The organism is Xanthobacter sp. NM-25, assembly GCF_022138605.1.
Lineage (GTDB): Bacteria > Pseudomonadota > Alphaproteobacteria > Rhizobiales > Xanthobacteraceae > Xanthobacter.
In genome coordinates this window covers 16,036-33,564 of the sequence record NZ_JACBFS010000002.1, presented here as the reverse complement: position 1 = coordinate 33,564, position 17,529 = coordinate 16,036, and the positions used below count along the sequence as shown (strand labels likewise).

The 17,529-nt window shown below is 68.3% G+C and carries 18 protein-coding genes; 8 read left to right on the top strand and 10 right to left on the bottom strand.

From position 1 onward, the window contains the following. The first annotated feature begins 449 nt into the window (after positions 1-449). The 4 genes from cysS (at position 450) to MEU52_RS05955 (ending at position 4,641) form a co-directional block, all read left to right on the top strand. Positions 450-1,838: a cysteine--tRNA ligase gene (cysS, locus tag MEU52_RS05970; protein WP_238120859.1), complete on the top strand. Its 1,389-nt coding sequence runs from the start codon at positions 450-452 to the stop codon at positions 1,836-1,838. Continuing rightward, entirely contained in the window at positions 1,835-2,335 is a 501-nt protein-coding gene (locus MEU52_RS05965; protein WP_238120860.1) for a GNAT family N-acetyltransferase, read from the top strand. The genes cysS and MEU52_RS05965 overlap by 4 nt, the downstream gene beginning before the upstream one ends. A 44-nt stretch (positions 2,336-2,379) precedes the next feature. Further along, positions 2,380-3,978 (top strand): citramalate synthase, encoded by a 1,599-nt coding sequence (cimA, locus tag MEU52_RS05960; protein ID WP_238120861.1) that lies wholly within the window; start codon positions 2,380-2,382, stop codon positions 3,976-3,978. Between the two features lie 261 nt (positions 3,979-4,239). Next, on the top strand, positions 4,240-4,641 hold the full coding sequence (locus MEU52_RS05955; protein WP_238120862.1) for a DoxX family protein: 402 nt from the start codon (positions 4,240-4,242) through the stop codon (positions 4,639-4,641). Positions 4,642-4,723: 82 nt separating this feature from the next. On the opposite strand, the gene MEU52_RS05950 is transcribed toward MEU52_RS05955, so the two are convergent. The 8 genes from MEU52_RS05950 to MEU52_RS05915 all read right to left on the bottom strand — a co-directional run bounded on the left by MEU52_RS05950 (position 4,724) and on the right by MEU52_RS05915 (position 12,380). Next, on the bottom strand, positions 4,724-6,787 hold the full coding sequence (locus MEU52_RS05950) for a heavy metal translocating P-type ATPase (protein ID WP_238120863.1): 2,064 nt from the start codon (positions 6,785-6,787) through the stop codon (positions 4,724-4,726). Between the two features lie 8 nt (positions 6,788-6,795). Then, a complete protein-coding gene (locus MEU52_RS05945) occupies positions 6,796-7,404 on the bottom strand; it encodes a hypothetical protein (RefSeq protein ID WP_238120864.1) in 609 nt (202 codons plus the stop codon). Positions 7,405-7,486: 82 nt separating this feature from the next. Next, on the bottom strand, positions 7,487-7,957 hold the full coding sequence (locus MEU52_RS05940; RefSeq protein WP_238120865.1) for a hypothetical protein: 471 nt from the start codon (positions 7,955-7,957) through the stop codon (positions 7,487-7,489). Between the two features lie 121 nt (positions 7,958-8,078). After that, positions 8,079-8,384: a hypothetical protein gene (locus MEU52_RS05935; protein WP_238120866.1), complete on the bottom strand. Its 306-nt coding sequence runs from the start codon at positions 8,382-8,384 to the stop codon at positions 8,079-8,081. Further along, positions 8,374-8,643, bottom strand: a complete 270-nt coding sequence (locus tag MEU52_RS05930) for a FeoC-like transcriptional regulator (protein ID WP_238120867.1) — start codon at positions 8,641-8,643, stop codon at positions 8,374-8,376. The genes MEU52_RS05935 and MEU52_RS05930 overlap by 11 nt, the downstream gene beginning before the upstream one ends. A gap of 13 nt (positions 8,644-8,656) precedes the next feature. Then, positions 8,657-11,041 (bottom strand): Fe(2+) transporter permease subunit FeoB, encoded by a 2,385-nt coding sequence (feoB, locus tag MEU52_RS05925; RefSeq protein ID WP_238120868.1) that lies wholly within the window; start codon positions 11,039-11,041, stop codon positions 8,657-8,659. Further along, a complete protein-coding gene (locus MEU52_RS05920; protein WP_238120869.1) occupies positions 11,041-11,514 on the bottom strand; it encodes a FeoA family protein in 474 nt (157 codons plus the stop codon). Before MEU52_RS05920 ends, feoB begins: the two co-directional genes overlap by 1 nt. 308 nt (positions 11,515-11,822) lie before the next feature. Continuing rightward, on the bottom strand, positions 11,823-12,380 hold the full coding sequence (locus MEU52_RS05915; protein WP_238120870.1) for a manganese efflux pump MntP: 558 nt from the start codon (positions 12,378-12,380) through the stop codon (positions 11,823-11,825). Between the two features lie 364 nt (positions 12,381-12,744). Between MEU52_RS05915 and MEU52_RS05910 the strand changes: the two genes are divergently transcribed. Next, a complete protein-coding gene (locus tag MEU52_RS05910; RefSeq protein WP_443266071.1) occupies positions 12,745-13,113 on the top strand; it encodes a hypothetical protein in 369 nt (122 codons plus the stop codon). 24 nt (positions 13,114-13,137) lie between these two features. Here the strand turns inward: MEU52_RS05910 and MEU52_RS05905 are convergent, their stop codons facing one another. Together MEU52_RS05905 and MEU52_RS05900 are read right to left on the bottom strand one after the other, a co-directional pair. Further along, positions 13,138-13,503 (bottom strand): DUF167 family protein, encoded by a 366-nt coding sequence (locus MEU52_RS05905; RefSeq protein WP_238120871.1) that lies wholly within the window; start codon positions 13,501-13,503, stop codon positions 13,138-13,140. Positions 13,504-13,506: 3 nt separating this feature from the next. Next, positions 13,507-13,797 carry a YggT family protein gene (locus MEU52_RS05900; protein WP_238120872.1) on the bottom strand — a complete coding sequence of 97 codons (291 nt, stop codon included), beginning with the start codon at positions 13,795-13,797 and terminating at the stop codon, positions 13,507-13,509. A 343-nt stretch (positions 13,798-14,140) separates the two neighbouring features. On the opposite strand from MEU52_RS05900, the gene MEU52_RS05895 reads away from it, so the two are divergent. The 3 genes from MEU52_RS05895 to MEU52_RS05885 all read left to right on the top strand — a co-directional run bounded on the left by MEU52_RS05895 (position 14,141) and on the right by MEU52_RS05885 (position 17,526). Then, positions 14,141-15,091, top strand: a complete 951-nt coding sequence (locus tag MEU52_RS05895) for an acetyl-CoA carboxylase carboxyltransferase subunit alpha (protein ID WP_238120873.1) — start codon at positions 14,141-14,143, stop codon at positions 15,089-15,091. 356 nt (positions 15,092-15,447) lie between these two features. Further along, on the top strand, positions 15,448-16,623 hold the full coding sequence (locus MEU52_RS05890; RefSeq protein WP_443266069.1) for a L,D-transpeptidase family protein: 1,176 nt from the start codon (positions 15,448-15,450) through the stop codon (positions 16,621-16,623). A gap of 498 nt (positions 16,624-17,121) precedes the next feature. Further along, positions 17,122-17,526, top strand: coding sequence for a hypothetical protein (locus MEU52_RS05885; protein ID WP_238120874.1), 405 nt, complete (start codon positions 17,122-17,124; stop codon positions 17,524-17,526). The last annotated feature ends 3 nt before the right edge of the window (positions 17,527-17,529 follow it).

The following is a 17,529-nucleotide window of genomic DNA, read 5'->3' as shown; positions in this document are numbered from 1 at the left end:
AGATAGGGGCCCGTGGTGAGGTGATCGCCGGGCCGGTGGCGGCAGGACCGCCCGGCCGGCAGGGGGCGGTGGCATAGCTGCGCCTCCCGCACCGGGTCAAGGCGGTTGCTGCAATGCAGCATCGCGCCGTCCGCGGGGCGGCTTGCCCCGCCAGAACCGGTGAGATGCGCGCGGACTGCGAAAATCCTTGATGGAAATCCTTGACGGACGCACGCGTGGGCACCATTGTCCCGCGCCATGAACGGCCTTTTTTCCATCTTCGGCATTCGTCTGCCGATTATTTGCGGTTAGCCCGAGAAGCTGGCCGCGGCCGTCCCTTGCTGCACCCTTAAGCCCGTTTAAGGACCTGGACGCCCCGGCCGGTGGACCGGCTGTGCGCGCATGCCCGTTTGGCAGGCGTGTGTCCGTTGCGCGATGTCGCGGAACGCGGAGCGACGAGGGGAGCATCCATGGAGCTGCGGCTTCACAACACCCTGACCCGGTCGAAGGACGGCTTGCGTCCGCTCGATCCCACCAATGTGCGCATGTATGTGTGCGGGCCCACGGTCTATGACCATGCCCATATCGGCAATGCGCGGCCGGTGATCGTGTTCGACGTGCTGTTCCGGCTGCTGCGCCGGCTCTATGGCGCGGACCACGTGAAATACGTGCGCAACATCACCGACGTGGATGACAAGATCAACGCCCGCGCCGCCGATCGCGGCATCTCCATCCGCGAATTGACCGAGGAAACCTATCGCTGGTTCCGTGAGGATACGGCGGCGCTCGGCTGCCTGCCGCCCACGGTGGAGCCCCGCGCCACCGAGCATATCGCCGAGATGCGTGCGCTCATCGAGCGACTGGTGGCGGCCGGCCATGCCTATGTGGCCGAGGAGCACGTGCTGTTCAACGTGCCCTCCATGCCCGATTACGGTGCCTTGTCCCGCCGCCCGCTGGACGAGATGATCGCCGGCGCGCGGGTGGATGTGGCCCCCTATAAGCGCGACGCCATGGACTTCGTGCTGTGGAAGCCCTCCGACGCCGGCGTGCCCGGCTGGGATTCCCCGTGCGGCATCAAGACCCCCGGCCGGCCGGGCTGGCATATCGAATGCTCGGCCATGAGCTGGCGGCACCTGGGCGAGACCTTCGACATCCATGGCGGCGGCATCGATCTCATCTTCCCCCACCACGAGAACGAGATCGCCCAATCCCGCTGCGCCTTCCACACCGGCGTCATGGCCCAGATGTGGCTGCACAACGGCTTCCTGATGCTGGAAGGCGAGAAGATGTCGAAGTCGCTCGGCAACTTCGTCACCATCCGCGAATTGCTGGAGGAGTGGCCCGGCGAGGTGCTGCGCCTCACCATGCTGTCCACCCATTATCGCCAGCCCATCAACTGGACCCGCCAGGGCCTGGGCTTCGCCGCCAAGACCCTGGACAAATGGTACAAGGTGATCGGCGAGGTGGAGGCCGAGGACGGCGAGGGCAATCCGTTCGAGTACGAGATCGCCGAACGCCTGGCGGACGATCTGAACACCCCTTCCGCCATCGCCCATCTGCATCACCTGGCCGATGTGGCCGAGCATGAGGAGACCTCCTCGGCGCTGCGGCGGCGCTTCAAGGCGGCGGCCAACCTCATGGGCCTGCTCACCGATACCGAAAGCGGGTGGCGGGCGCGGGCGAAGGCGTCCATCTCCCTCGACGAAGGGGTCATCGCCGGCCTCATCGCCGAGCGGCTGGCCGCCCGCAAGGCCAAGGACTTCAAGCGCGCCGACCAGATCCGCGAGGAACTGGCGGCGCAGGGCATCGTGCTGATGGACAACAAGGACGGCACCACGACCTGGGAGGTGGCGCGATGAGCACTCTCCGTCTCGCCCTGCGCCCGTTCCTGCCGGCGGATACGCCGGTGCTGGCGGCGCTGTTCACCGCCGCCATCCTGGAGCTCACCGGCGAGGATTACGACCTCGACCAGCAGGAGGCCTGGGCCGCCGCCGCCGAGGACGAGGTCGCGTTCGGTGAGCGCCTGGGCGCGCTGCTCACCCTGGTGGCGGTGCGGGCCGGCACGGTGGTGGGGTTCGTGGCGGTGAAGGACAATGCCCATATCGAGATGCTCTATGTGCATCCCGAGGCGGCCGGTAGCGGTGTCGGGAAGGCCTTGTGCGATGCCGCCGAGACCCTCGCGCGGGCGCGCGGCACCACGGCGCTGAGCGTGGATGCCAGCGACACCGCCCTCGGCTTCTTCCAGCATCGCGGCTATGTGCCCGAGCGGCGCAACACCGTGGCTCGCGGCAACGCCTGGCTCGGCACCACCACCCTGCGCAAGACGCTGGGCGAGGAAAAGGCCCGCCTGCAATGACAGCGGCCGCCGCCCCGGGGGACACGCACGAAAAGGGTTCGGACATGCCGACCAAAGAGCGCCTGTATCTGTTCGACACCACCCTGCGCGATGGGGCGCAGACCAATGGGGTGGATTTCACCGTCGCCGACAAGGTGAAGGTGCTCGGCCTGCTGGATCGCCTGGGGGTGGATTATGTGGAGGCCGGCTATCCCGGTGCCAATCCCACCGACACCGAGCTGTTCAGCACCCCGCATCCTGCCCGCGCCCGGGTGACCGCCTTCGGCATGACCAAGCGGCCGGGCCGCTCGGCCTCCAATGATCCCGGCCTTGCCGCGCTGCTGGAGGCCAAGGCCGATGCCATCTGCTTCGTCGCCAAGGCCTCCGCCTATCAGGTGCGGGTGGCGCTGGAGACCACCAAGGAGGAGAACCTCGCCTCCATCCGCGACAGCGTCGCGGCGGCGGTCGCCGCCGGGCGCGAGGCGCTGCTGGATTGCGAGCATTTCTTCGACGGCTACAAGGAAGATCCGGAGTTCGCCCTCGCCTGCGCCCGCACCGCCTATGCGGCCGGCGCCCGCTGGGTGGTGCTGTGCGACACCAATGGCGGCACGCTGCCCCATGAGGTGGAGACCATCGTGCGGGAGGTGGTGAAGGTGGTGCCGGGCGATCACCTCGGCATCCATGCCCATAACGACACCGAGCAGGCGGTGGCCAATTCGCTGGCGGCGGTGCGGGCCGGGGTGCGGCAGATCCAGGGCACGCTGAACGGCCTCGGCGAGCGCTGCGGCAATGCCAATCTGTGCGCGCTGATCCCCACCTTGATGCTGAAGCGCGACTATGCGGAGCGCTTCGACATCGGCGTCGCGCCCGACGGGCTGGCGGAGATCGTGCAGGTGTCCCGCGCCCTCGACGAGATGCTGAACCGGGCGCCCAACCGCCATGCCGCCTATGTGGGCGAGAGCGCCTTCGCCACCAAGGCCGGCATCCATGCCTCGGCGATCCTGAAGGACCCGGCGACCTATGAGCACGTGCCCCCGGAGGCGGTGGGCAACCGGCGCAAGCTCCTGGTGTCGGACCAGGCCGGCAAGTCCAATGTCATCGCCGAACTGGAGCGGCTGGGGGTGAGCGTGGACAAGGCCGATCCGCGCCTCGCCCGCCTGCTGGACGAGGTGAAGACCCGCGAGGCCCTGGGCTATGCCTATGAGGCGGCGGATGCCTCGTTCGCGCTGCTGGCGCGCCGCGCCTTGGGCGAGGTGCCGGACTTCTTCGCGGTGGAGCGCTTCAGCGTGAAGGTGGAGCGGCGCTACAACGCCAAGGGCGAGCTCACCACCGTGGCGGAAGCCATCGTGAAGGTGCATGTGGGCGAGGAGACGCTGATCTCCGCCGCCGAGGGCAACGGCCCGGTGAATGCCCTCGACCTCGCCCTGCGCAAGGATCTGGGCAAATACCAGCCGCTCATCGCCGGCCTGCACCTCACCGACTACCGGGTGCGGGTGCTGAACGGCGGCACCGAGGCGGTGACCCGGGTGCTGGTGGAAAGCACCGACGAAAATGGCGATCGCTGGACCACCGTCGGGGTCTCTCCCAACATCATCGACGCCTCGTTCGAGGCCCTGCTCGATTCCATCACCTGGAAGCTGCTGAAGGAAGGTGCCACCGCCTGAGGTGGGGCGCGCGGCGATCCCGCCATCCCCATCTTTGCGGGTCGTGTGCGAAAGCGCACCAACCAGCTGTTGTGGGCGTTTTCGTGGGTGCAAATGCGCAGTGCATGGGAGCAAGCGCATGCTTGCTTCAAGTCAATGTGGTCATAGTGGTATCGACGCCATTTCCTGCCACGGCGCGGTCATGATGGTCGCGTACGGATGCAGAAATTGGAATATAGCGTCATGTCCACCGCATCTGGAAGATTTGATTTCACGGATCCCATGGTGGTTGTTCGGGTCATCTGCGGCCTGTTCTATTTCCCGCACGCGATCTCGAAGATCGTCGGCTTCGCCGGGACGGTGGGATTCTTCACAAAGGCGGGGTTTTATCCGCCGGAAGCGTTCGTGGTGCTCTCGGTCATCATGGAGCTCATCTGCGCCATCGGCCTCACCTTCGGCCTGTTCCCCAAGTATCTCGGTATCGTCTCCGCCGGCCTGATGCTGGTGGCGGCCTACGCCACCGCCCGGGTGCACGGCCTCGGCTGGTTCTGGGCCGGCCATGGCGTGGAATATCTGGTGTTCTGGGGTGTGGCCTCGCTCGCCGTGGCCCTAGATGCCTGGAACAAGAACCCCGGCTTCTTCGGCTATTTCGCCTGGCCCCTGCGCAAGGAGAAGGCCGCCTGAGGCGGGCCCTTTCAGGCTGATATGAGAACGGCCCCGGAGCCTGGCTCCGGGGCCGTTTTTGGGCCACCCCATCCGTGGGCGCTCAGTGGGCCTTGGCGCTGCCGTGTCCCGCCAGCAGGGAGCGGATCAGCACCGCGATGGTGGTGCCGTTGTGGAGCGCGGCGGTGGCGATGGGCGAGAGATAGCCCAGCACCGCGGCCGCCAGGATGGCCGAGTTGGCGCCCACCGCCACGTTGAAGTTGGAGCGGATGAGGGCCATGGTGGCCTGCGAGATGCCCAGCACGGTGGCGAGCGAATCCAGCCGGTCGTCGGTCAGCACAATGTCGGCGGTGGCGCGGGCAATGTCGGCGGCCCGCGGCATGGCGATGCCCACATGGGCGGTCATCAGCGCCGGCCCGTCGTTCACCCCGTCCCCGACGAACGCCACCTTGGCGCCCTCCGCCTTCAGTTCGCCGATGATGCGGGCCTTATCCTCCGGCTGCTGCTCGTAATAGACGGCGTCGAGGCCAAGGGAGGCGCCCAGCGCCAGAGCTTTCGCCTTGGCATCGCCGGTGATCATCACGATCTTCTTGATGCCGAGGGCGCGCAGCCGCGCCAGGGTTTCGGGCGTCTCTTCCCGCACCCGGTCGCGCAGGGCGAACATGGCGAGCGGGCGCTGGTTCCGTGCCGCATAGAGCAGGGATTTGCCCTCCGCCTGGAACTCCGCCACCTGGGCCCGCTGGCGGGCGAAGGAGATGTTTTCGTCATCCTCCAGGAAGTGGCGGCTGCCGAAGCGAATGACGTCATCGCCCACTTCCGCTTCCACGCCGTGGCCGACGATGAAGTTGACCTCCTCGTGGGGCACGTGGGCTAGCTTGCGCTGGCGGGCGAGGTTCACCACCGCCCGGGCGATGGGGTGGTTGGTGTGCTCGCCCAGGGAGGCGACCACCGCCAGGGCCTCTTCCTCGTCCACATCCGAGCGCAGGGGGCAGATGTCGGTGACCTGCAGGGTGTTGTGGGTGAGGGTGCCGGTCTTGTCGAAGACAATGGTGTCGATATCCGCCAGCGCCTCGATGGCCTGCCCGCTCTTGACGAGGCAGCCCTGCTTGGCGGCCTGGAACATGGCGGTCTTCAGGGCGATGGGGGTGCCCAGCTTCACGGTGCACGAATAGTCCACCATGAACACGGATTCCATGCGCCGCAGGTCCCGCGTCAGCGCGAACACGCCGGCCGCCGAGCCGAGGGTGATGCCCACCCGCCGGTCGGCCAGGGCATCGGACACGGACTGGATCTCCGCCGGCCGCTCCAGCGCATCCTGGATATAGCGGGCGATGCGGCCGGTGGTGGTGGCTTCGCCCACCCGGTCGGCACGGATGACGAGGCGGCCCTCGGTGATGATGCCGCCGGCCAGCGCCATGCCACCCGGCGCCCGGGGAATGGGCAGGCTCTCGCCGGTCACCGCCGACTGGTCCACATACGCGTCGCCGGACACCACCGTGCCATCCACCGGTATGGTCTCGCCGAGGCCGACCACCACGTGCTCGCCGCCGTGCAGGCTGGCGAAGGGCACCTGGCGCATCTCGCCGTTCCCGGTCTCGACCCAGACATCGTCCGGCGCGCGATGCAGCAGCGAGCGCAACAGCTCGTCGGACCGCTCGATGGTGGTGGATTCGATATATTCCGCCAGTTCCACCAGGAAGCGGGTGAAATTGGCGGTGGTGTATTCACCGCGCAAGGTGGGCAGGCCGATAGCGATGGCGTCGAGCACCTCGACCTTCAACCCGTGCTGGATGGCGGCGGCGATGCCGCGCAGCACGGTGCTCGCCACATTGGCATAGGTGAGGGCCGCGGCGGCGGGCCGCGGCAGCAGGCGGGAGGCGATGAGGGTCGCCACCGACAGCACCAGCGGCGCCGAATCGACGCCCGGCGGCTGCACCAGCGCCGGCACCTGGGCCGGCGGATGGGCCGCAAGGGCCAGGATGGCGGCACGGGTGGCGCCGGTGCCGTCATAGCTGACGATGAGCGAGCGGGCGCCGGCATTGAGGCGCACCGCGGACACACCGCGAATGTCGCGGACGGCGGTGGCCGCCCGCGACAACAGATCGAGGTCCGCGCCGAGCCGCAGACGCAGCCGGCGCGGAACCTCATGAACGATGCGCACGCTCACGGGCGATCTCAGCTCCGCGCGGCGGTCAGGTCGGCCACCGGTTCCTCCGCCGCGGGCGCGGGGGGCTGGGTGGCGGCAGCCACTTCCGCTTCCGCGTCATGCAGGCGCTCCTTCAGCTCCTCGACCCCGCCCTGGAGGAAGCTCCATACCTGCACGGCGGTGCGCATGATGGTGCGCTGGGCGGTCTCGTTGGTCAGCAGGTAGGCCGCCGCGGCGCCCACCGCGAGGCCCTTGATGAGCGAGTCCGCATTGGGATGCTGGTGCCAGTTGAAGCCGCTGGCCTGTGCGCCGGCCTGTCCCGCGTTCGCGCCGCCGGCCTGGCCCGGGTTCTGGCCCGCGCTGGGACCGAAGGGGAAGCCTGCAGGCGGGAAGCCGGGGGGCATCTGGCCGGCGGGGCCGCCAAAGGGCGCGCCCTGGCCAGGCCCGTAACCACCCTGGCCCTGGCCGCCCTGGCCATAGCCGCCCTGACCATAACCACCTTGACCCTGGCCGCCTTGGCCCGGGCCGCCCTGGCCATAGCCTTGCCCATTGCCTTGGCCGGCGTCGGCGCCGGGGGCGGTGCCATAGAAGTGGTAATGATAGTGCACGCCCTGATCGGTGCTCTTCTCATCGGACATGGTGCTTGCTCCTGAATGGGGGGCCGGCGCGCGCCGTGGGGCGTTCACGCGCGGCGGGGGATGGGGGAGGGACCGGGCGCGATCAGACCTTCGGCTCGTCGGCCGGGGGCTCGCCGGCGGCCTTGCTGAAGACGCCGGAGACGGCGGAGCGCACATCGGGCCGGTTCATCAGCACCACCAGGCCGGCGCCGATGGCCGCGCCGATCCAGAAATTGGAGCCGCTGGCCCGGGCAATGCGGGTGAGGTTGGACATGCTGAAGCCGTCGCGCAGCACGCCTTCCAGCACGTCGAGCGCATCAATGCGCGGTCCACTGCCGGGTTGCGGGCCGGCACCCTGGGGGCCCGCTGCCTGCGGGCCATAGCCGGGGCCCGGGCCATAGCCCGGGTTTGCGCCGGAGCCGGGGCCATAGCCCGCGTTCGGGCCATAGCCGGACTGTCCCGCGTTCCAGCCGTAGCCGGGCCAGGAACCGGAGGACTGGGCACCTGCATTCTGCGGGCCTGCCTGGGTCGCACCGGCTTGAGAGTTACCCCATTGTGGGTCCTTCTTCGACATCGGTTCTTCCTTGGATCACAGCGCCAATTCAAAGGGAAAGCCACCGGCCCGGCGGCACTGCGGCGGGCGGTGGCAAAGAGCGGGTGAGAAAGGGGAGGGGGCGGCCATGGGCGCCATCCCCTCAGCTGACATGGGTGGCCAGAACCTGGGCCACCTCCTCGGCATCGGCCACCAGCAGGCGCGGCCACAGCGGCGCCGGGATGAGGTGGGGATCATATTCCACCACCACCGACAGGGCCGCCGCATTCACCCGTGTGGCGGTGACGCCGCGGATGCGTCCCACGAGCTCCACGAACGGCTTGGGGTCCGCCTTCGGCAGGTGCGCCAGGGCCGCGAAATCCAGCTTGAGGCGGATGCGGCCTGGCACGTGGTGGGCGATGGAGACGTAGCGGCGCAGGTGCAAGAACGGGCCGAGATCAGGAATCATGAGTGCTCTTGTCCTCGTCGCTCACCCATTCGTAAACCTCCGGCACGACGGCCGCCATGGGGCAGCTGCAGCCACCGAACGGCCCTTTGCCGCAGCTGCCGCAGGCGCTGGGAATGAAGCGCACCCGAGATTTGGCGCGCCACATCTCCAAAAGGCTGCGGGCATTGTCGGGCGTGGTGGAGAGCCCCACCGCCAGATCGCCGACGGTGGTGCGGTGGTGGTCCTGCATATAGGCCTTCACGGCGGACAATGTGGTCATGACCGGATCTCCTTCACGGCCGCATTTCCTTGAAGGTGCCGCCGGGCAGCACCAGCCGTTCCTCGCGGGTGCGACGGGCCGCTGCGGCCTTGCCCACCTGGTAGAGCGTCACCATGGCCCCCAGCAGCAGGATCAGGCAGAAGCAGATCCAGAAGGTGGCGGTGGCCGGCGAACGCTCGAACCGCGCCGCCTGATAGAACACCACCGCCGCGCACCAGCCGAGGCCGGTGGTCCAGGAGGCGGCGAAGGCGGTCCAGCGCCAGCCGGTCTCCTGATAGATGGCGCCCACCGCCGCCACGCACGGCATGTAGAGCAGGATCATCAGGAGATAGGCGAAGGCGCCGGCCTGGCCGTCGAAGCGGGCGGCCATGGCGGTGAAGGCGCTGGGTGCCACCTCCAGCTGCTCGGCCGCGCCCTCGCCCTCCGCCGTGTAGCCCACGTTGAGGCCCATGGGGTCGGCGAGATTGCCCAGCGCATCCTTGAGGTTGGCGGGAATGGTGGCGACCGCCGCCATCAGCTTTTCCGCAATGGTGGCCTCCGGTTCGGGTTCGGCCGGGCTCGCCGCATCACCGGCCTTGGCCGCGTCGGCGGCACCCAGCTGGCCATAAAGGGCGTTGAGGGTGCCGATGACCGCTTCCTTGGCCAAGATGCCGGTGAACACGCCCACCGCCGCCGGCCAGTTCTCTTCCTGCATGCCCATGGGCTCGAACACGGGCACGATGGTGCGGCCGATGGCGGAGAGCACCGACTTCTCACTGTCCTGGTTATTAAAGGTCCCGTCGGTGCCCACCGCATTGAGAAAGCTCAACAGCACCACGATGGGTACGATCACCCGCCCGCAGCGGAAGATGAAGGCGTTGAGCCGGTCCCAGGCCCGCAGCAGCACGGTGCGGAAGGTGGGGATGTGATAGGGCGGCAATTCCATGATGAAGGGCGACACCGTGCCCTTCAGCACCGTGTTCTTCAGGAGGAAGCCGGTGCCGATGGCCGCCAGGATGCCGATCAGATAGAGGGCGAACACCAGATTCTGCCCGCTCTCGGGGAAGAAGGCGGCGGCAAACAGCGCATAGACCGGCAGCCGCGCCCCGCACGACATGAATGGCGCCATCATTACCGTGAGCAGCCGGTCGTGGCGGCTTTCCAGAGTGCGGGTGGCCATGATGGCCGGCACGTTGCAGCCGAAGCCGACGATCAATGGCACGAACGACTTGCCCGGCAGGCCGATGGCGCGCATGGCGCGATCCATCACGAAGGCGGCCCGGGCCATGTAGCCGGAATCCTCCAGGAAGGAGAGGAACAGATAGAGGAAGGCGATGACCGGGATGAAGGTGGACACGGTCTGGATGCCGCCGCCGACGCCTTCCGCCAGCAGCACCACCAGCGCTTCCGGCAGGCCGAGGGCGGTGAGCACCTGCGTGCCCCCATCCACCAGCACCGCGCCCACCGCCTTGTCGAAGAAGTCGATGAACGCGCCACCGATGGAGATGGTGAACACGAACATCAGGTACATCATGACGAGGAAGATGGGGATGCCGAGGAAGCGGTTCAGCACCACCCGGTCGATATGGTCGGAGACCGTGCGCGAGGCATCCCGCGGGCGCGTCAGCACCTTTTCGACGATGGCGGTGATGAAGCCGAAGCGGGCGTCCGCCACCACGATGTCCGTATCCTCGCCCAGGCTCGCCTGCACCTTGTCGCGGGCCGTGGTCACATCGGCATCGAGGGCGCTCTCGGTTTCGCCGGTGGTCAGCGCGTCACCCTCGATGAGCTTCAGCGCCCGCCAGCGCGGCTGGGCGACGCCCATGGCCTCGAGCTTGGCGGCGACGGCGCCGATGCCTTCCTCGATGGCCGGCCCGTAATGGGGCTCCACGGTCGGGGGATGGGGCGCGGCGGCGAGCTCGGCGATATGGGTCTTGAGCTTGGCGACGCCGGTGCCGCGCGCCGCCACCAGCTCCACCACCGGGCAGCCGAGCGCCGCGCTGAGCGCCTTCACGTCGAGGGCGAGGCCGCGCCGCTCAGCGATGTCCATCATGTTGACGGCGGCCACCATGGGCACGCGCATCTCCAGAAGCTGGGTGGTGAGATAGAGGTTCCGCTCCAGGTTCGAGGCGTCGATGATGTTGACGATCAGGCTCGCCGCGCCGGACAGCACGAAGTCCCGCGCCACCCGCTCGTCCTCGGAGATCTGGATTGTGGCGCCCAGCGAATAGACGCCGGGCAGGTCCACCACCTCATAGAGCTGGCCCTCATACGTATAGGTGCCGAACTTCTTCTCCACCGTCACGCCCGGCCAGTTGCCCACTTCCTGGCGGGCGCCGGTGAGGGCGTTGAACAGGGTGCTCTTGCCGCAGTTGGGATTACCGACGACGCCGATGACGATCTTCTCTGCCCCAGCCATCACAACTTCTCCACGGCGATCGTTTCCGCTTCCGCCTTGCGCAGGCTCATGGCGAAACCGCGCACCTTGATTTCCACCGGGTCGCCCAGCGGCGCCACCCGGGTGATCTCGAACTCCACCCCGGGGGTCAGCCCCATGGACATCAGCTTCTGGCGATATTCGAGCCGGCTCTTGCCGAGGCCGACGATGCGGGCGCGATCGCCGGGCACCAGGGCCGAGATGGTCAGCGCCGGCAGGGTCTGCTCCAGCGGGCGCACCACCACGCGGGTCGCCGTGCGCGCGTCCACCACCACCCGGCAGTCGTCGTTGATGGCGACCAGCAGGCCGTTCTCGCCCGAGTGCTGCACGATCTCCACCCGGCTGCCCAGATGCAGGCCGAGGTCGGCGAGGCGTTTTTCGTCGCTGGCATCTCCTTCCCACGCGATGACGCGGACCGTGCCGCTTTCGACTTCAGATAGCTTGAGATGACTCATCGACCATGCCCCACTGACTGACGGGAGAGCATCCCCTGCGCCGCAGTCTCGGTTTCATTATGAGCATAGTTGCACTGGAACGGGAATACGGACTTTGACGTAAATCAGCACGAATGCTTCAAAAGTGCTTTTAGAACATGGATAAATACAAATCTGGAATGACTCTAAATTGTGGGTTGCTCTTCTTCCTTTAGGGGAATGCGGGCCAGTGCGTGGCGTGCGCCCGCCTTCCGCCCGCCGTCGGCGGACGCGGCAAAACCCCCGGTGCCGCGCGGGCGCCAGGGGTGGCAGACGATGTCGGGCGGCGCCTACTGGGCCAGGTGTTCGGCGAGGATGGAGAAGCCGACGGCGATCAGCGTGATGCCCGCGGCCAGTTCCGCAATGCGGCTCCAGCGGTCGCTGATGAGGCGGCCCAGCAGCATGCCGCTGGACGACATGACGAAGGTGGTGAAACCGATGGCCAGGGCTATGACGACGATGTTCACGTCGAGCAGGGCCAGCGACACCCCGACCGCCATGGCATCCAGGCTGGTGCCGATGGCGGTGACGATGAGCATCCAGAACGAGCTCTTGGGCGGCGGGGCATCCGCGCCCCGGCGCAGGGCCGCCAGCAGCATGTGCAGTCCCACCCCGCCCAGCAGCGCGAAGGCGATCCAGTGATCGACGCTTTCGACGAGGCGGCTGGCGGCGACGCCGGCGGTCCAGCCGATCACCGGGGTGAGGGCTTCGACGATGCCGAACACGACACCGGTGCGCAGGGCCTCGGAATAACGCGGCCGCCCCAGGGCGGCGCCGCGGCCGACCGAAACGACGAAGGCGTCCATGGACATGCTGAGCGCCAGCACGGCGATGGTGAGAGCCGACATATTGAACTCGACGGACGCAGGAAGGACCGCGTGCCATGCATCCCGTCCGAAGAAAGCATGGTTCACGACGGTCTTGCCGGGCCGACACATTCGGCTGACCGCGCCACGCATGGATGCCTGAGGCACCCTCGCGAGTCTGTTGACGCGATCCCGCTCGGAAGCGGTGGCTACTCCCCGATGGGGTGCAGATAGCGGTCGTGCGCCGCCAAGTCAAATCCGCGCGCTGCAGGGCAGCATGACGCATGGGGCGACGCCCCCTTTGTGCCGGCGCGGTGCGTTTGCTACAGCGGGACGGCCGCCATGGCGCGGCGCGAACCTGGGGGATGGGATGTCAGCTTGGCAGAAGGCCTTAACGGCGGGCTTCGTGGCCGCAATGATCTCGGCCGCGCCGGCCTGGGCGCAGGGTGATCCCCTGGCGCCGCCCTCGGACCTCGGCGCCTCCGGCGTGCCGGTGCCGCCGGATGGCACTGCCATTCTCGGCACGGCCGCCCCGGCCGGAGAGATCGCGATTCCGGTGCCGCCCAGCACCTGCCCGGGCCTTCAGGCCATGATGCGCAGCCAGGGGGTGGTGCTGCTTCCCACCGGCGGCGGCAATGCACAGCGCTATGTGCGGGACCAGGCCTATTGCGACTCGGGCCAGGAGGCCAACCCGGCGTGGGTGCCCACCTCCGATAATCCGCAGTGCTTCATCGGCTACACTTGCGCCGAGCCCAACGACGACGGCGACAACTGACGGCCGGCGGCGCGCCGGGCCGGCTCAGCGCCGGCGCGGCCTGGCTTGAGGCGGGGCGGAAGGGGCCGGCGCCGGCGGTGCCACCGGCACGTGCCGCGCCAGAGCCTGCACGAGGGCGTCGGCATCCCCTTCGATGCGAAAGGTCTTCTGCCGCGCGGTGGCGCCGGCGCTGAGGCTGACCCGGGAGGCCGGCACGCCGAGGGCCGCCGCGATCACCCGCGCCACGGCGGCGGTGGCCGCGCCATCTTCCGGCGCGGCGCGCACCCGCACCTTCAACACCTCGCGGCCGTCGGAAAGGGTGGCGACCCCGTCCAGGGCGTCGCGGCCGCCTTTCGGCGTGGCGCGGACGAACAGCTCAATGCCGCCCGCCACCGGGCGCCAGATGCTCACGGCTCAGAAGACGTTGGGATAGACGTAGAGGCCGATCACCCGCTGAACGAAGAAGATGAGCAGAATGAGAATCATCGGCGAGATGTCGATGCCGCCCAGCGAGGGAATGACCGAGCGGATCGGCGCGAGCACCGGCTCGGTGATGCGATACAGGAACTCGCCCACGGAGTGGATGAACTTGTTGTAGGGGTTCACCACATTGAAGGCGACCAGCCAGGACAGGACGGCGGCGGCAATCAGCAGCCACACGTAAAGGTTCAGCACAATCAGGATGACGTCGAGAACGGCGCGCATGTCGGTGAGGATCCCCGCAGCAATAGCGGTTCAGCAATAGCCTTGAGAAGGGGGCCGGAACAAGGCCATTGCGCAGCGCGGGATGTCACGGTGGGGCCGGGCAAAGGCGTTTGCGGCGCCGTCGCGGACCCCGCGGGGAGTGGCGCAGGGCGCGTGCAGAGGCGGGCGCAGGGGCGGGCGCTGGCCGGGAGCACGCCGGCAGCCTCGGCGGTGGAGGTGGTCGCGCGCCGGCGGGTGCATGGATGCCCCGCGATGGCCGCCCTTGACTTGCCGGCCGGCCGAAGGCAGCTTCCCGCCCCATCGGAGGGGCTAAAATTGACCCTTTCCAACCTCACGGACAAGCATGCGCAGCTATCTGGACTTCGAGAAGCCGGTGGCCGAACTCGAGGCCAAGGTGGAAGAATTGCGGGCGCTTTCCGCCGCGAACGGCGTCGCCATCGGCGACGAGGTTCAGCGGCTGGAAACCAAGGCGCATGATGCGCTGGTGGCGCTCTATGCCAATCTCACACCCTGGCAAAAGACCCTCGTGGCGCGTCACCCGCTGCGGCCGCATTTCGCGACCTTCGCCGATGGCCTGTTCGAGGATTTCACGCCGCTGGCGGGCGACCGCAAGTATGGTGAGGATGAAGCGATCATCGGCGGGTTTGCCCGTTTTCGCGGCGAGCCGGTCTGCGTGCTCGGCCACGAGAAGGGCTCCACCACCGAGACCCGCATCCGTCACAATTTCGGCATGGCGCGGCCGGAGGGCTACCGCAAGGCGGTGCGCCTGATGGAGCTGGCGGACCGCTTCGGTCTGCCGGTGATCTCGCTGGTGGATACCGCCGGCGCCTATCCCGGCATCGGCGCCGAGGAGCGCGGCCAGGCCGAGGCCATCGCCCGCTCCACCGATGCCTGCCTCGGCCTGATGGTGCCCAATGTGGCGGTGATCATCGGCGAGGGCGGTTCGGGCGGCGCCATCGCGCTGGCCACCGCCAACAAGGTGCTGATGCTGGAGCACGCCATCTATAGCGTGATCTCGCCGGAAGGCGCCGCCTCCATCCTGTGGCGCGACACCGCCAAGGCGCAGGACGCGGCCACCAACATGAAGATCACCGCCCAGGACCTGCTCCGGTTCGGCGTCATCGATTCCATCGTGAAGGAGCCCGTCGGCGGCGCCCACCGCGATCCGGAAGTGGCCGTGGCGGCGGTGGGTGATGCCATCTCCGATGCCCTGTCCTCGCTGGTGGAGCTGGACGGGCCGGCCCTGCGCAAGGCGCGGCGGGCGAAGTTCCTGGCCATCGGCCGCAACCTCTGAGCCCATCGGGCGCGGCCTGGCCGCGCCCGTGGCGCCTGTTTCCTCCCGCTCCTTGCCCGCATCTGCGCCGAGTTGGTGCCCTCGCCTGCGGCTGTTTGGCGCCGGCGCAAGGGGGTGTCGCCACCGGTGGAAAAATCCTGGCGGGTCCCACGTCCGGCCGGTGCGTGGATCTCATCTTAGCCGCAATTGCCCCGTTTGTTCGCCGCTGGATGCGGGCGCCTGCCGCCGTGCTCCGCGCCGAAAGCGCGTGGGCCGGATGGCCAGCTCAATTCGGTCACATTGTGGTAACGCGCCGTCAAGATTCAGGGGCGGATGATGTGGTTTAACGTGCCCGGACAGGTATCAGGAGTTCCGCGTTGAGCCGTCCGTTGACGATAGTCTCGTCCCGCGTCCGCATGGCGGCGTTGGCCGCCACCGCGGCGCTCGCCCTCGCGGCGTGCAATCAGACCGATTCCGTGGCGCGCAAGGCCAACAAGCCGCTCTCGCCGCAGATGGTCGCCCTTATCAGCGAGAAGGGCATGACCCCGGCCACCCCCATCATGGTCCGCATCTTCAAGGAAGAGGCGGAGCTGGAGGTGTGGAAGGAAACCTCCTCGGGGCGCTATGCGCTGCTGAAGACCTATCCCATCTGCCGCTGGTCTGGCGAGCTCGGCCCCAAGGTGCGCACCGGCGACCGGCAGGCGCCGGAAGGCTTCTATGCCATCAGCCCGGGGCAGATGAACCCCAATTCCAGCTATTATCTCTCGTTCAATCTCGGCTTCCCCAATGCCTTCGACAAGGCCTATGGGCGCACCGGCGACTTCCTGATGGTGCATGGCGATTGCTCATCGGCCGGCTGCTACGCCATGACCGACGAGCAGATCTCGGAGATCTTTTCCCTGGCGCGGGAGAGCTTTGCCGGCGGCCAGCGGGATTTCCAGGTGCAGGCCTATCCGTTCCGCATGACGCCGAAGAATATGGCCCGCCACCGCAACAATCCCAACATGGCTTTCTGGCGCAACCTCAAGCAGGGCTACGACCATTTCGAGGTCAGCCGCCAGGTGCCGAAGGTGAATGTGTGCGAGCGGCGCTACGTGTTCGATGCCCAGGCGGTGCCCGGCGCGCGCTTCGATGCCGAGGCCGCTTGCCCGCCCTATCAGGTCGACCCCTCGGTGGCGCAGGCGGTGGCGGCCAAGACCCGCAGCGACGATGCCCAGATCGCCGCGCTCTCCAGCGGGCCCACCGCCCCCGTGCGCACCAATGCCGACGGCGGCATGCATCCGGTGTTCCTGGCCGAGATCAAGCGGCGGGAAGGCGGCAGCGAATCCGCTTTCGCGCCGCAGGCGCCCGGCACCATTCCCGAAACCACCCGCCCGCCGCGCATCGTCGACGACAAGTCGGTGGCCGACGTGGGGGGACCGGAGAAGCCGGTGGCGGCCCCCGCTTCCACCGGGGCGCAGATGGCGGCGCAGCAGCCGCCCGTCGCCACCACCACCGCCGACGGGGCGGTGACCACCAGCACCGTGCCCCTGCCGGCGGTGGCCCCGCGCTAGGGTGCGGGTCCTCGCGGGTGCTGGCCGGCTCGACCGTCCGGTGCCCGCCGCTGGCCCGCGCATGGCGCGTGGCTCATATCCGTTTGCTCACCTCTTGCTCGTGCTTCCGTGGCTCCCGCAAGGCGGACAGGGAATGCGCCGTGCCGCCATCTCTTGATGCGCTCGCGTCGCGGGCGGTCGCCGCCGTGTCCTGCTCCGCGTCGATGCCTCAGGCGCCGGCGGCCGCCAGGGCCGAGGGGGAGACCTGCAATCCTCTTTTCTGCTGGGGCGGAGGCCGGCGCGGTCTGCGTCGCTCGCGCGGCGGAGGGGCGCGTCCACGCCGGGCTTTTCCGGTTGGCCCGGTGGCAGGCTCTGCTGAGGCACGGAAGGTGAAACAGGGAAGCTGAAGCATAGCTTGGCCGCAGGGCGGGCGATCCGGCTTGACGGGCGCGCGCTTTCGCCGTGCTCTGGACGGAGCGAAGGGGCGACGGCCGGGCCGGCCGACAGGGGAGGGGGGCTATGCGGCGGGGAATGGTGATGGTGGCGGCGCTGCTGCTGAGCGGGGCACCGGCGCTGGCGGACAGCTGCTGGATGCACAATGGCTCGCTGGTGCGGCTGGTGGCGGCAGGCGACGCGCGCAGCTTCGTTTATGAGGTGCCCCGGCCCGGCTTGCGCGAGATCGGCGTGAAGCGCGGCACACTGCTGTTCAAGGGCAAGCGCCATGGCCGAACCTACAGCGGCATCGCCCGCATGTTCTCCACCGAATGTCCCGGAGCGGTGACGGAATATGCCGTGGAGGGGCCCGTCAGCGGCGATCAGACCCGGATCGTCCTCAGCGGCTGGCGCGAGGTCTACCGCGCGTGCGTGCCCACAGATCAGCCGGTGGAAGACCGGCTGGTGTTCACCTATGCCCGCAGATGCTGAGGC